Here is a 12,215-nt window from a genome sequence, read left to right as displayed (position 1 = left end):
GGAGTAATCATCGGTTAGACTGCGACGTTCAGCAGTGCAGAGACGGGCTGACATGACCGCACTGCACCGACTGAGAGAACGTTCTGCTTACTCCCCGCGGCCCACTGGACAGCCTCCTCAATATCACTGAACCATTCTACCTCGGCATCGTTCTCGACCTCGACGTTCGCAGAGACAGCCATCGCTTTGAGCCCCTCTGAGGCGAATGCAACACGCTCGACACCCCGTGCGTTTTCGCCCCACTCGTCTGCCATATACTCTTGGGTCTCTGTCGGAAGGTCTGTCTCTTCGCCGAAAATTGCCACTGTTCCGGTGATGTCAGACTCTTTCGTTCGAATATCGTAGTGCTGAGAGACACTCTCGAGTGCTTCCTGATCGTATCCGTCCCATCCTTTCATCGTCCAGACGCCAACGTTGTCGTGTCGTGTCTCGAAGTCCCACGGCCAATCTTCTGGGTCTGGCAGATTCTGTATCGGCATATCTTTTTTTCTATTTCACAAGTAATAGTCTTACGATCAAAATATCATCTTTGATTTCTTCAGTCACGTTCTGAGTATTTAAAACCGGCGTGAGCCGGTAGTGACGGCCTGTAATGTCTGTGGTTTCCAATTCAACAGAGAGGCCGTCAGAAGATGCAAAGACCGCCAGCAATATCAATACTGCCGAAATCGTCGCCGATGAACTGTACTCGCTGCTCGAAGCAGTCGACAGCGAGTCCATTGCTGACGAGTTCAGAATTGGTGTCCACACCGACAAACACGACTTCACGAACCACCTCAAGGTCGCTGTTCGTGAGGGCCTCGATCCGTCCAGTTCGCTTGCCGAACTCGAAGACAAGACAGCCGTTGATGACTCGCTCGAACACATGCCCAAGTCACGATTTTCCGAGCTCACGAACGACCGCGATTACCGCGCGGTCGTTCGCCTCCTGTTCGAGTTACTGCACACGCCACAGCTGTATCATCAGCGCGCTGTCCAGCGAAAACGGTTGGGGTGGCTAACGCGGGGTGTTGTCGCTGCTGACGCGACAACCCTCGAACTGACACGCTCTGTTGTCGTCTCAGACGAGTTCGTCGGAGACGACGACGATATCTACGAGATTGATCCAGATAACGGCGGACTTGAACTACACTGCGCCGCGCGCGTAGACGGCCACCACAAACATCCACTCGATGCCACTGTCACAGAGGGTGATACGCATGAAAGCCCGCAGTTCGATCTCCTTGAAGACGATGTCGAGGTCTTCGCAGACCTCGACTCGGTTATCTGGGTGTTTGATCGTGCATACACGCGCTACCTTCGGTTCTGTGAGATCAAGTACAGTGACGATGACTTCGTCACACTGCTACACTCAGACGCTCGATTCGAGGTTATCGAAGTCCTCGAAGAGTTCGAAGTTACCGTCACCGAAAACGACGCCGCTCACGCAAACAACTCTGATGAGGATCTAACGCGGCGGATTCGTGACGAACGAATCGAGTTAGCCGAGACTGGTGAGGAGTTTCGTCGGATTGCACTGGAAACACCTGACGGAGAGGAGATCGAGTACCTGACGACGCTGGCGTCGTCAGCGTACGATCCAATCGACGTGATCAACATCTACACGCTTCGGACAGTGATCGAGATTCTATTTCGAGAGTTCAAGCAGTATCTTAACATCGAGAATTTCCACTCCAAATCGCTGAACGGCGTCTTGTTCGAGCTGTTCTGTGCGTTGGTTGGATACGTACTTGTGGTGTGGTTTCGCCAACGCCACCCGGTTAAGGGTTGCGTGGCGCGTGCAATCCAAAAAGTCCGCACCTTCTGGAACGAGACGCTGGATTCGTTCGGCTGATCGCCTTTCACTTCCCGGCGACAGCCGTCACCGACCAGCGACTGCTGTCGCCTGTCCCACGGTAATTCCAGATACGTTTCCCTGAGGGGTCAGTTCTCTTGGCTCAACATGGAGTTCACCGACGACTGCTATGCTTGTGAGCTTCTACACGATTCGGACTCAACAGCTCGTCGGGAGAGAATCTCGCAGTGGCTTTATCAACTCAGAACGCGACAGGCAAACGATCGACTTTTCAGAAGGGATAACCGCGATTGTGTCGGGGCTACCTGACTGGAATGCGAGTCCGAGTTTAACCAACACCAGCAATAGTAGCGACCAGATGTGTTGGTTAAATCGATTCTCGATTCCAAAATACAATGACTTCCTACACAATTAAATTCGACCATACCGCTCCGAAATCAAAATCCCCTCGGTGAAAATGGTGGACCACCAGTCTTCTCTCGGGGCCTACGGTATCAACACGCCGGGGGAGCCAACAGCCACGCTCCGGCCAGACCCAAGTAGCTTCTCGCTCCCCGGCACAGCCGACCAGTACTGCAAGCACACGCTAGACAGGGATTTGCTACCGGACATCGAAGGATTTGACTGGGAAGTGGCTCCCGAGCAGGAAGGCCCCGCCGAGATTCTGGACCTCTGGCGGCTGAATCCGAAATCATTCTGGGACACAGATATCGACCACGAGCGGATCCCAGGAAACAGCGGTATCTTCATTGACGGCGCCCGGGACTACCTCAAAAAATATACACTCACCGAAATCGAAATCCCTCGGTACTACAGCCGGTTTGAGGAAGAATTCGAGCATCAGTACCGATGGAGTGCCGATGGGAAGTGCTGGCTCTCTCCGCAGTTTCTTCGGCGGTGCGTTCGGCTGTCGAACGGTTCTGGTCGAATCGATGCCGAAGCAACAACCGCCTTCCTGTGCAGCCCAGGCACCATCATTGTCACAGGTCCACGAGGAGCATTCCGCTGTGAATTGCCGGACGCCGCCCACACTGTCTCTCACGACGGTAGCATTCCAAAGCCACCAACAGAAGAAGTCAAACATACTATCGACGGACTCGACGTGCCCGAAGAACATCCGAGACTTCGCACTGGCTTCGAGCGGTGGACTGCTCTGGTCAACGAATACGATCCCTCGGAGGCGTATACCGAATTCAATGTAGGACACGAGATTCGTCTCGCCTCCGGGGCTGTCACAACACTGAACGCGAACCACCTCAGACTACTTGAGGACTGCAACAACGATATCGACGCTGTCAGGGGCACGCACAAGTTCATCCACGAAGGGGACTCGTACCGAGTGTCTGTGGGTCCTGAGGACCTGCCTGGAGCCATCGGCGTCGAAGCAACAGTCGAGCCAGATACCGACCAGGACCACTACAAAACTCAAGACCCAGTCACCGGCATCATCGCCGGCTACCGGCTTCGGTGGACCGAGCAGGATCACATTGCCCCGACGAGTTCTGGAACACGCTGGATCCACTGCGACGTCGAAACGGCCCTTGTCTGCGAACCACCAGCACCAGCCGTCCAGGTCGCTCGGCTTCCGATAGCCTCTCTCGACCCCACAGAGAGCGGTTGAATTCGTCTATTTGGCATGAAACAGTGGGGGCCAAAAAGCCGGTTCTTGGTTAGGTCGATCCAGACGCCGTCGATGAGCTTGAAGAGTACCTGAACAGGTGCCAGTTCGTCGGCGGTGTCCACGACAGCCTCACCGTCGCGATTCGAGAGCAAGATTCCGAAGAGCCGTATCTGACGATGCACGGCATGGGTGCAGGGTTCCAGCCCGTTCCTGCTGAAGTAGTGGAAGAGGCTTCGGCCGAGCAAATCACCTCGCAGGAACCCGCCGACGCCGAACAGTTCCTCACCGACATCGCTCCACACCTCCAAGAGCGGTGTGTGGTCCAGACTGTCGGCCACGACAAGGCCCGATTCCCGCTACTCGCCCGGCAAGATGCAGTTTCAGCTAACGGCAAGTACTACGGAGATTCACTCGATTGGGGCAAGGTCGGCCAGGCCTGCGACGGGGCAGAAGGCTAGTCGAATGCTCTTCCCGTCTCTTGGCCGATCAGCATATTGTGGCCGTGCAACCAAACCTGAGGTTAAGCCATGGAAGTCGATATCAATGTATCGCTAGACGAAACAGAAGCACAGCTCCCGCTGATGAAGCCCATCGACGTTCCCGATGGAGGCCTTCCGCGCGAAAAATTCCCAGACGCTCTCGACACAGCAGAAGTGGGTTTCACGCCACAGATACCAGACAACGGCTATCTGTACGCAGGTGATGAAATCACCTTCGAGGTTCCGATCGAGGACGTGTTCGATGAAGACGGACTGATTCCTGACTGTTGTGAAGCATCAGACCAGCTCAGAGAACATGAAAACGCGCCTCGGAAAGCCAAGCAGTATCCATTCCCCTTCTACGTCACTATCAACCGACTGTTCAACAGTAAGACAAACTAGTTCCAACAATGTCAGAAAATGCAGAGACAGACCGATTCGCCGGAACGTACTACGTGCTGATCAATACTGAACCGATCGGGACAAAGGCCGATCAGCCGTTCTTGCCCGTCAACAAGCTCATACTCGTCGATGAATCGTTCGATCCCGACGACGTTCCCGAATCCTTCAGCCCCGAACCCAGCTCCGAAGATGCGATCTTCTACGACCGAGAGACTGCAGAGACCCACCGAGACGCGTACCACGCCGCCGGGGAAGAGCATATCGAACTCAGGGAAGTCACGCTAGCGCCAGTCGAGTGAATCAGCCGTCAAATATGGTCAGCGAAGAAATCATCTGCTTCCTCCGAAAAAAAGGGACGCTAGAGATTTTGGTCGAAATCGGTCACGAACCACAACGCCACACAGACCTTCGCGAGAAACTACTGCTCAGTTCGAGTACCGTCCACGATAGGCTCAAAGCCGGTATCCAACACGGGGTCTGGGAACAAAGGTTGCAGGAACAACCAGACGGTCTCTCCAAGAAGGTGTACGGACTCACTGGCCTCGGACGACAGATCCGGGATATCGCACAGGACGAAAACCTACAGCGGGCCCACATCGCAAAGCGGCAGGTTGTTCGGCAGGCGACGGCCAAAGAAGATGCCGTCATACAATCTCTAGAGACGGATCAAGCGAATCGCGATAAAGCAAACCTAGAACACGACCCGCAAGCCGGTATTGGGGACTAGCCAGCAAAGTGGATCATGGCAGACCAGCCGGTTAACTTCGAGGATATCCGAGAATCGTTCGAACTAGCACTGCAGGAACACGATATTTCCGACGACACTATCAACGAGATCGTCGCGACGGTCGAAGAAGCAGTCGCGAACAACGAACAACACCTGATGTGGCGAGACGATTTCGACGAATTCGTCAGCCACGTCGACGGGCTCTGCGACAGCGTCCACGAAACCGGATACGAGGACGAAGTAGCTCAGATCGATGATCTTCGCAAACGGCTAGAACCAAAGCGAGACTGAGCAGAGCAGTGTTCTCCGCTGGGAACGAGCCGCTTTGAGGGACTGCCAATTGAGCGAGTCATGCCCCTAAAAACAACGACAGGACACGATGGAGGCGAGATCCATCGCAACATCACTGAATACACGCTCGAAGGGCCCGGTGGAGAAGTCGAATCGCTTCTTCGGGTCCGAACCGCCGAATTCGACGGTATCGGCAGTGAGTGTCCGTTCTGTGGCGGTCTCGAATTCACTCGTTTCGAAACACGCGGTGACCACATGGGCGGGTCCCCGGCAATCTCCCGGACGGACTACGGGTCAGCCACACGAACGCTGTTCATCAGCTGCAAGGAGTGCCGCCGCAGGCTCTTCCAGGAGCCGTTGGCCGGCCAGATGTTCGACCTCTCGAACTACACCGACGAAGACGTCAACGATCTTGTGGATCAGCAAGGAACGTGACGATGCCTGATGAAGAATCCGAGCCAGTACAATTCGAGCCAGAAGTCGAGCGCGACGGAACCATCGGAGACCTGTGGGTCGAAGATGGGACTGAACACTTCGTTCCCTTGTTCGACCGATGACCGAGATTCGAGTCGACGCAGATCCGACAGAAGAGTTCGAAGAGTATCTCTCTGAAGTGGTCGAAGGCTTACGGGGCCATGCTGCCACAGAAGAGAATACCGCACGAGCAATCGCCAATTCCCTCATCGTCAGCGCAGTGTTCCTTGACGATCAACCGACGGTTGGACTCACTACGAGCGGGATGCCGTATGTCCACGAGCGGATCTGGCCAAAGGATGTGCTCCGAGGGAGCGACAAGTATCCCTACTACACAAGCAGCTCATCGCTCCGCGAAGTCGCCGTTGACGTCCTCGCTGACGAACTTGACGAACGTCTCCCCTGATCGGCCGCCGTTGAACACACGACCCCATGCTCAGTTCCGCATACGCCGGCCGCAACACAGCACACAGCCGGCTCCAGTCCATTTTCGCTACACTGCAGGACAACTGTGGTGGGCCATTCTATCTCGAAAACACCACGGGAAACCAAGACTGGCCAGACGCTGGCATCTATTACTTTTTTGATCCGACGACAGATTTCACCCAGCCCCCATCTCAGTGGCGACTCGTCAGGATCGGAACCGTCGGTGTGAGTGCTGGTTCGAGCAACGGGCTCTGGTCCCGTCTGCGACAGCACCGAGGGAACACGGAGCGGGCAGAACACCCGAATGGCGGCAACCACCGCGGTTCTGTCTGGCGGCGGCACGTTGGGCGAGCCCTGATCGAACGAGACGGACTCCACGAGCAATTCCCGCACTGGGGAACGCCCCACCGAGACGGAATCCCGATCGAAACAACGGAACTACGAGAACAGGAACATCCGCTCGAACTCGCAGTCAGTGCGTATATCCGCCGGCTGCCGTTCTTGGTCGTCGATATTCCGGGCGAGCCGGGCCCGAAGTCGGACCGGGCCTTCATCGAGAAGAATACGATCGCGCTCGTGAGCCAGTCGCGATTGCGTGGCGATCAGCAGATTCCAGACGGCTGGCCCGGCAACCACGCGGCGACCGGGGAGATTCGGCAATCCGGGCTGTGGAATATTGATCACGTCGGAGGTTTCCACACGACCGCCGCCCTCGACCTGCTTGAAGACTACACAGCCAGTACCGATCCAGTCGCAAACGAGTAGGACACCTCCCACATTGGGACTTCGCAAACGAACCAAGTCTGATGGTTTCGATCACCTACCGAATAGCAGATGCGCTCGAAACACTCCACTCTCATCCCAACAACAGCGTATCGCTCATCCACCTGGACGACGCATGGGCGAGGCCGATGCGGAATGGGCAGTTCGGAGTCGAATACCCAACACACACGTTTTCCAAGTCGGACGACCATCACGACGACCACGACACGTCCCTCACTACCTCCGCCCTCATCGACGCTGTCCACGAATGCCTCAAACCCGGTGGCGTTCTGATTGCCGACGTCGATGATTGGCTGCTCCCTCGACTCTGGGACTACATTCAAGACACGTGGGGGGAGTCGAGAATCCGGACCGGGCAGGTGACAGAGTTGACCCAAGATGGAGAACCAGACCGATCGACACCCGGAATGTATGGCTCCAACGGGGGCTACTCTGTCCTCTTTGCCTGGAAGCAAGCCTGTCCGGTGCCAGCTGACCATCCAGTCGGAAGCAACCTCCGACTCAATATTCCCTGCGAACGGCAACGGGAGAACTTCGGATGGGGGACAGCAAAACCCCTCGCGCCATACCAGAGCTACCTCTCGCAGTTAACCACTTCCGGCGACACGGTTGTGGTCCCCTGCGCTGGAACCGCCCCTCTCGCAATCGCCGCTGAACTCGAGTACGACGACGGAACACCACTCACCGTCGAGTGCATCGACATCGAAGACGAAGCGAAGGAAGCGTACGAGCGTCGGCGAAAAACGGATCTTGACCGCCAAGCGTCATTGTCGCAATTCTAGACCAGTGTTTATATCTCCCAATCTCTCTTGAGCCATCTCTCGATATTATCAGTGATCTTTGGTTCAAAATCGCCTGTATATTCGGCCAGATATCCATCGCAACTGTGTCCAGGAGATGGTGAACACCCCTCCACGTTGGGTGGCATCCCAATGATGTTATGCATGAGCTCGTGGATGATGACCCCCTGCCTATAATCCACATCATGTCGAACAACCGAAATATGTCCTCTGAGGTTAGCTCTACCTCCAATATCCTCGTTAGAGAATCCGGTTACGACAACCATCCTGTGTATAGATCCTGACCCGTACTCTTCTTCAAACACTTCTTCAGCCTCTCGAATATTGAAGTCCTGTGGGTATTCTCCTTCGAATGTGATGTTTTCGTTTACTTCAATATGGGCATCGATTGAGTACTCAGACGGGAACGATTCCCACTTCTCTTCAAGATCTTCAATATCTGATTCCGATAATCTGTCTATGGCGGAATCAGAGTAGACAATGTCCACCACAAGATCCCGTTCTTGTGGGTCGGCATCGAATTTGTTTCCAGGTGGCCCTTCTGCTACAATTGTCCTCTTGGGGAATCCAGCCAATTCAGCCCCATCAGGAACCGTGTCACCATCAGAGTCCTTTTCACCAACAATTAACCCTTCAACTTCTCTTTCATATTCGTCACGGACATAGTCCCCATCGTCATCATTGTCTGGATTGTCTGCGAACCACTCGAAATCCTCGTAGAACCATTTTCTGTCAGGATTCTCATCCTTATTATCCTCAGGAACAAGTCTAAATGGTGTTCTTTCGACCTCAGGTACAGAAGTAGTAGTATCTGGTTTAGGGGTACTCACTGATTCTGGAGTATCTGCGGTTGGAACCGACTGTGTGCTTATAGGCTCATCGGTAGTGTCTCTTTTAATGGTAGGCTGCCTAGTTGTGGCAATAGAGTCTGACGCAGTTTGGCCCTCAGATGTTTGGGATGGACCATCAGAGACAAGCATCAATCCTCCGACCATGGCCCCACCCAAAATTACTGAGACAGACAACACAGTCCCCAGAATAACAGCCAATGCCCGTGCCATACTACGAAATGAGAGAGGGGAATAATATAAAAGCTAACCAAAGTGGGCTTAAGAAAAAATTCAAAGCTGGCTTTGAATTTCTTCTCGGATCGTATCCTGATACGTTTGGTCACCGTCAGGCGGCGATACGACCGTCCCGTTGACGACGACTCCGGGCGTTCCGGAAATTCCATGTGAATTCCCGCGTTCTTTGTCCGCTTCGGCTGGTTTTCGATAGAACTGGTTTTGGACATCGTCCCAGACCGAATCGGACACACCAGCCGTCTCTTCGAGTGTCGTCCGGATCAGGTCCGTCGACGTGTTCTGAGACTCAAACATCTGGTCGCGATACGACACGTAGGTGGATGCTCCGCTCTCGACACCAGCCGCAACGCCTGCCATCGCAGCCAGCCACGAGTTGTTGCCAACCGGAATCGGATACTCGTAGAACTGGAACTGCACGTTCGGATCGGACGGCGATCGGACAAACTCGTCGACAAGCTGTTGTTCAGGGCCGCTATGGAAATCATGGCAGTGTGGGCACTCGTAGTCGGTGAAGAGTTCGACCGTGACAGACGCGTCCTCCGGCCCACGAGCTGGGCGTGGTGCATCGGAAGGTTCGACGCCGTCGGGGGCCGGCGTTGCGTTGTTTCCTGAGCCGCCAAGACAACCTGCAACAGAACCAACCGCAACTGCAGTACCGGAGAGAACCGCTCTTCGGGACCAGTTCTTCATACTTGTCAATAACTAGCTGAACCGGCATTACAGTGGCGGTTTTGTTCTCAAATTCTGTATCAGTAGCCCTCCACTCGACAAAATAGCCCTTCAACAGTAGCTACCGACAGATTGACAGACACCGGAATAATCAACTACAATAATAGATGGAGCCGGGACGCATTCATCAAGAATTCCCCGCGCCAAGCTATCGCGGCTACCAGAAGCAGGCCCTCACGCAGATCAAGAAAGCGTATCAGGACGGCAACGACGTGGTCCTGATTCGAGCCCCCACAGGCAGCGGCAAGAGTCTCTTGGCCCGTGCCATTGCCGGCTGTGCAGATACACTCTCTGAGGTCGAGAGTGAAGACGCAGCCACAGATGCCTACTACACGACGCCACAGGTGTCCCAGATCGACGACGTCGCCGAAGACGAACTCCTCGATGACTTTGACGTGCTGAAAGGGAAGGGACACTGTGTATGATAGCAACAGCAGTACTACTTCCCTGCTACTATATTCTAAATTATTAAATTTTTATTAACATTGTAGTTTCTTCACTCTATATGATTCCAACAACCGGTATTTTTTACTTTCTTGGCTCTCAATTCACTATTGTGAAAATGGCTCACGTGCAAATTGAGGTGCCTGACGAATGGGTTGCGGCGGCCGACGAGCGCAATCTCTCTGTGAAAGAATACTGTCATCGAATGATTCGAGCCGGGCGGCGTCAGTATGGTGCCGACTATGCTGCCGCGGAGTCACCCGCTGACCCACAGACGCTCAAAGTCGACGACACCGACTCGGAAACCAACATCAACGACACGATTCAAGAGTGGGTTCTTACTAACCTCTCCACCGACGATGCACTCGATAGCGAGGACCTGCTCGACCTCCTCGAAGACGACCTGATTACTGTCGCAGATGACCTCTGTGACCAGGGCAAGGCCAAGTATCGCCGCTCAAAGGGCGGCTACCTCAAGATCACCGATGAGTAAGTACGGCGACCTTGATTTCGACGACGAGTGGTACGACGAGCCCTTGGAACGATATCTTTCTCACAAACAAGACGTCGACGACGTGACCGACGTGCGATTCGAGGAGATTCAGCGAGCAATCGCTGATAGTCCAGATGACGCCGACTGGGACGCTTGGGACGAGGTTGTGGACTGGCGAGATGGCATGACCACCGACGACGCCCGCACCTTTCTCAGCCAGTTGCGCCGTGCTGGACTCGGGGAACGAACGGTGGAAAACGAGATGCGAATCGTCCAGTCGTTTTTGAAAGAGTTGCTGGATAGGGAGGTCGTCGACTCCAATCCGGTCGCCTACGTCACCGACGAAGCCACGTTCGATGTCGACGACAAAGACAAACTTGACCGCTCGGTGGACGAGATTGGCGCGTATCTCCGTGGCATCCCTAACCTCCAATTTCGGGGGATAGGGATGACATTCGCCAAAACCGGTATCAGACTCGCTGAGAATCTCAACATCGACTTGCCGTTCATTCACTTGGACCACGACATCTTCTACGAGACGTTGGACCGCCATGGCGTCTCGATACACGAAGAGATAGCTGACCAGCCAGACACGCTCTACATCCCAGCAGAGCCGACGATAGGAGAGGTGTTCCGTGGCGAACAACGGCGGTCCGGGAACAAACGCAAGCGGGCCACCCGTATCCCCGTCGACGGCGAATTGAAGCGAGCATTGCTAGACTGGCTGGCCGTCCGCCCGGAGACAGCACATCCCCATCCGCTGTGGACCAGTCCACAGAGCGACCCAACTCGGCTGAGTCATAAGCAGGTCGGTAAGAAGCTCACCAATCACTTTGCAGAGCAGACAGGCCTCGTCGACGACGGCTCAACCGGTGCGTTCACCCCCCACTGGTTCAGACACTTCTTCACGACCAATATGCAGCCAGGGCGCGGGTATCACGACCGGTCCATCGCGCCAACGCTCGTCAAGTACATCCGGGGCGATGTTGGGACCGCCACCGAGGGCAGCGGCAGCGACATCATGGACGTCTACTCTCACGACTGGGGCGACCAAGTGCGTGACGAGTACCTCGACAACATCTACCAGTTCGGCATCTATGACTGAGGACGCCAGCGACGACCGGGACGACTGGCCGAGTCCCGGCCCGAACGAGCCCGTCCCGTCGTGGGACGAGTACGACCAGCTGCGCGAGGCCGTCCACGACTACCTCGAACATGACCCCGACGATCCGGCTTGGACCGGCATCTGGCGGGCGCTGGGCGCAGTCATGGGCGAGTACCAGCGGGACGGGTTCGTCGAGGCGTTCGACCTCAACGAGCCGGCTGAGAGGAGCTGCATCCGTCGTCTCATCACCGGCGAGGACGAGTGCCCCTGTCACGAAACACGCGGGTGGGAGGAACGCGAACTCGAGACGATCGGCGCTCGCGACGAGCCGCCCCACTCGCCGCCCCACGCTGATCACAAGACGCTCTGGCTCGACGAGGACGGCGAGCCGGCGCTGTATGGGATGCACGTCTATCCCGGCAACATCGAGATGATCACACCCTCCAAGACCGCCGATCCCAACCAGCAGCAGCGAAACGGCTGGATGGATATCACGCGCTGGGCGCGGGAGTGGGGCCTCGAAGTCGGCTTCCTTCCAAAGTCCTGGTACAACCTTGGTTC

17 protein-coding genes and 1 pseudogene are annotated in these 12,215 nt (G+C 55.4%); 15 read left to right on the top strand and 3 right to left on the bottom strand.

The window, feature by feature from the left end; genetic code table 11:
- Positions 1-14: 14 nt before the first annotated feature.
- Positions 15-479, bottom strand: a complete 465-nt coding sequence (locus MU521_RS19280; RefSeq protein WP_175452936.1) for a hypothetical protein — start codon at positions 477-479, stop codon at positions 15-17.
- Positions 480-592: 113 nt separating this feature from the next.
- Between MU521_RS19280 and MU521_RS19275 the strand changes: the two genes are divergently transcribed.
- The 11 genes from MU521_RS19275 to MU521_RS19225 all read left to right on the top strand — a co-directional run bounded on the left by MU521_RS19275 (position 593) and on the right by MU521_RS19225 (position 7,780).
- Positions 593-1,834 carry an IS4 family transposase gene (locus tag MU521_RS19275; RefSeq protein ID WP_092695036.1) on the top strand — a complete coding sequence of 414 codons (1,242 nt, stop codon included), beginning with the start codon at positions 593-595 and terminating at the stop codon, positions 1,832-1,834.
- A gap of 421 nt (positions 1,835-2,255) precedes the next feature.
- Positions 2,256-3,416: a hypothetical protein gene (locus MU521_RS19270; RefSeq protein ID WP_139171183.1), complete on the top strand. Its 1,161-nt coding sequence runs from the start codon at positions 2,256-2,258 to the stop codon at positions 3,414-3,416.
- A 221-nt stretch (positions 3,417-3,637) separates the two neighbouring features.
- Positions 3,638-3,874, top strand: a complete 237-nt coding sequence (locus MU521_RS19265) for a hypothetical protein (protein WP_139171182.1) — start codon at positions 3,638-3,640, stop codon at positions 3,872-3,874.
- Positions 3,875-3,943: 69 nt separating this feature from the next.
- A complete protein-coding gene (locus MU521_RS19260; protein WP_092695030.1) occupies positions 3,944-4,297 on the top strand; it encodes a hypothetical protein in 354 nt (117 codons plus the stop codon).
- Positions 4,298-4,305: 8 nt separating this feature from the next.
- Positions 4,306-4,596 carry a hypothetical protein gene (locus MU521_RS19255; RefSeq protein ID WP_092695028.1) on the top strand — a complete coding sequence of 97 codons (291 nt, stop codon included), beginning with the start codon at positions 4,306-4,308 and terminating at the stop codon, positions 4,594-4,596.
- A gap of 14 nt (positions 4,597-4,610) precedes the next feature.
- Positions 4,611-5,024, top strand: a complete 414-nt coding sequence (locus MU521_RS19250; protein WP_092695026.1) for a hypothetical protein — start codon at positions 4,611-4,613, stop codon at positions 5,022-5,024.
- Between the two features lie 15 nt (positions 5,025-5,039).
- The gene (locus MU521_RS19245; RefSeq protein ID WP_092695024.1) at positions 5,040-5,315 is read left to right on the top strand and encodes a hypothetical protein; all 276 of its coding nucleotides are present in this window, start codon (positions 5,040-5,042) and stop codon (positions 5,313-5,315) included.
- A 60-nt stretch (positions 5,316-5,375) separates the two neighbouring features.
- Positions 5,376-5,750 (top strand): hypothetical protein, encoded by a 375-nt coding sequence (locus tag MU521_RS19240; RefSeq protein WP_139171181.1) that lies wholly within the window; start codon positions 5,376-5,378, stop codon positions 5,748-5,750.
- Positions 5,751-5,868: 118 nt separating this feature from the next.
- Positions 5,869-6,195, top strand: coding sequence for a hypothetical protein (locus MU521_RS19235; RefSeq protein ID WP_139171180.1), 327 nt, complete (start codon positions 5,869-5,871; stop codon positions 6,193-6,195).
- A 26-nt stretch (positions 6,196-6,221) separates the two neighbouring features.
- A complete protein-coding gene (locus tag MU521_RS19230) occupies positions 6,222-6,980 on the top strand; it encodes a GIY-YIG domain-containing protein (RefSeq protein ID WP_245681226.1) in 759 nt (252 codons plus the stop codon).
- Positions 6,981-7,021: 41 nt separating this feature from the next.
- The gene (locus MU521_RS19225) at positions 7,022-7,780 is read left to right on the top strand and encodes a hypothetical protein (protein WP_092695018.1); all 759 of its coding nucleotides are present in this window, start codon (positions 7,022-7,024) and stop codon (positions 7,778-7,780) included.
- 8 nt (positions 7,781-7,788) lie between these two features.
- Here MU521_RS19225 and MU521_RS19220 read toward each other — a convergent pair whose 3' ends face one another.
- Positions 7,789-8,859: a hypothetical protein gene (locus MU521_RS19220; RefSeq protein ID WP_139171179.1), complete on the bottom strand. Its 1,071-nt coding sequence runs from the start codon at positions 8,857-8,859 to the stop codon at positions 7,789-7,791.
- Positions 8,860-8,919: 60 nt separating this feature from the next.
- A complete protein-coding gene (locus MU521_RS19215; protein WP_092695016.1) occupies positions 8,920-9,573 on the bottom strand; it encodes a DsbA family protein in 654 nt (217 codons plus the stop codon).
- 146 nt (positions 9,574-9,719) lie between these two features.
- Here MU521_RS19215 and MU521_RS19210 point away from each other — a divergent pair.
- The 4 genes and pseudogenes from MU521_RS19210 to MU521_RS19195 all read left to right on the top strand — a co-directional run.
- A pseudogene (locus MU521_RS19210) lies at positions 9,720-10,028 on the top strand (DEAD/DEAH box helicase family protein); the annotation flags it as partial.
- Positions 10,029-10,117: 89 nt separating this feature from the next.
- On the top strand, positions 10,118-10,549 hold the full coding sequence (locus MU521_RS19205; RefSeq protein ID WP_092695832.1) for a DUF5805 domain-containing protein: 432 nt from the start codon (positions 10,118-10,120) through the stop codon (positions 10,547-10,549).
- Positions 10,542-11,654 carry a site-specific integrase gene (locus MU521_RS19200; protein ID WP_092695833.1) on the top strand — a complete coding sequence of 371 codons (1,113 nt, stop codon included), beginning with the start codon at positions 10,542-10,544 and terminating at the stop codon, positions 11,652-11,654. The genes MU521_RS19205 and MU521_RS19200 overlap by 8 nt, the downstream gene beginning before the upstream one ends.
- On the top strand, positions 11,647-12,215 hold a 569-nt coding region (locus MU521_RS19195), incomplete at its 3' end, for a hypothetical protein (protein ID WP_250864822.1). The genes MU521_RS19200 and MU521_RS19195, both read left to right, overlap by 8 nt.

This window comes from Halorientalis regularis, assembly GCF_023698535.1.
Taxonomy (GTDB): domain Archaea; phylum Halobacteriota; class Halobacteria; order Halobacteriales; family Haloarculaceae; genus Halorientalis; species Halorientalis regularis.
This window is presented reverse-complemented; position numbering and strand designations above follow the sequence as displayed.

Excerpts from the sequence above, each read along its gene's own strand:
- MU521_RS19280 (WP_175452936.1), bottom strand. The coding sequence starts at position 479 with ATGCCGATACAGAATCTGCCAGACCCAGAAGATTGGCCGTGGGACTTC.
- MU521_RS19275 (WP_092695036.1), top strand. The coding sequence starts at position 593 with ATGTCTGTGGTTTCCAATTCAACAGAGAGGCCGTCAGAAGATGCAAAG.
- MU521_RS19260 (WP_092695030.1), top strand. The coding sequence starts at position 3,944 with ATGGAAGTCGATATCAATGTATCGCTAGACGAAACAGAAGCACAGCTC.
- MU521_RS19255 (WP_092695028.1), top strand. The coding sequence starts at position 4,306 with ATGTCAGAAAATGCAGAGACAGACCGATTCGCCGGAACGTACTACGTG.
- MU521_RS19250 (WP_092695026.1), top strand. The coding sequence starts at position 4,611 with ATGGTCAGCGAAGAAATCATCTGCTTCCTCCGAAAAAAAGGGACGCTA.
- MU521_RS19245 (WP_092695024.1), top strand. The coding sequence starts at position 5,040 with ATGGCAGACCAGCCGGTTAACTTCGAGGATATCCGAGAATCGTTCGAA.
- MU521_RS19240 (WP_139171181.1), top strand. The coding sequence starts at position 5,376 with ATGCCCCTAAAAACAACGACAGGACACGATGGAGGCGAGATCCATCGC.
- MU521_RS19235 (WP_139171180.1), top strand. The coding sequence starts at position 5,869 with ATGACCGAGATTCGAGTCGACGCAGATCCGACAGAAGAGTTCGAAGAG.
- MU521_RS19230 (WP_245681226.1), top strand. The coding sequence starts at position 6,222 with ATGCTCAGTTCCGCATACGCCGGCCGCAACACAGCACACAGCCGGCTC.
- MU521_RS19225 (WP_092695018.1), top strand. The coding sequence starts at position 7,022 with ATGGTTTCGATCACCTACCGAATAGCAGATGCGCTCGAAACACTCCAC.
- MU521_RS19220 (WP_139171179.1), bottom strand. The coding sequence starts at position 8,859 with ATGGCACGGGCATTGGCTGTTATTCTGGGGACTGTGTTGTCTGTCTCA.
- MU521_RS19215 (WP_092695016.1), bottom strand. The coding sequence starts at position 9,573 with ATGAAGAACTGGTCCCGAAGAGCGGTTCTCTCCGGTACTGCAGTTGCG.
- MU521_RS19205 (WP_092695832.1), top strand. The coding sequence starts at position 10,118 with ATGATTCCAACAACCGGTATTTTTTACTTTCTTGGCTCTCAATTCACT.
- MU521_RS19200 (WP_092695833.1), top strand. The coding sequence starts at position 10,542 with ATGAGTAAGTACGGCGACCTTGATTTCGACGACGAGTGGTACGACGAG.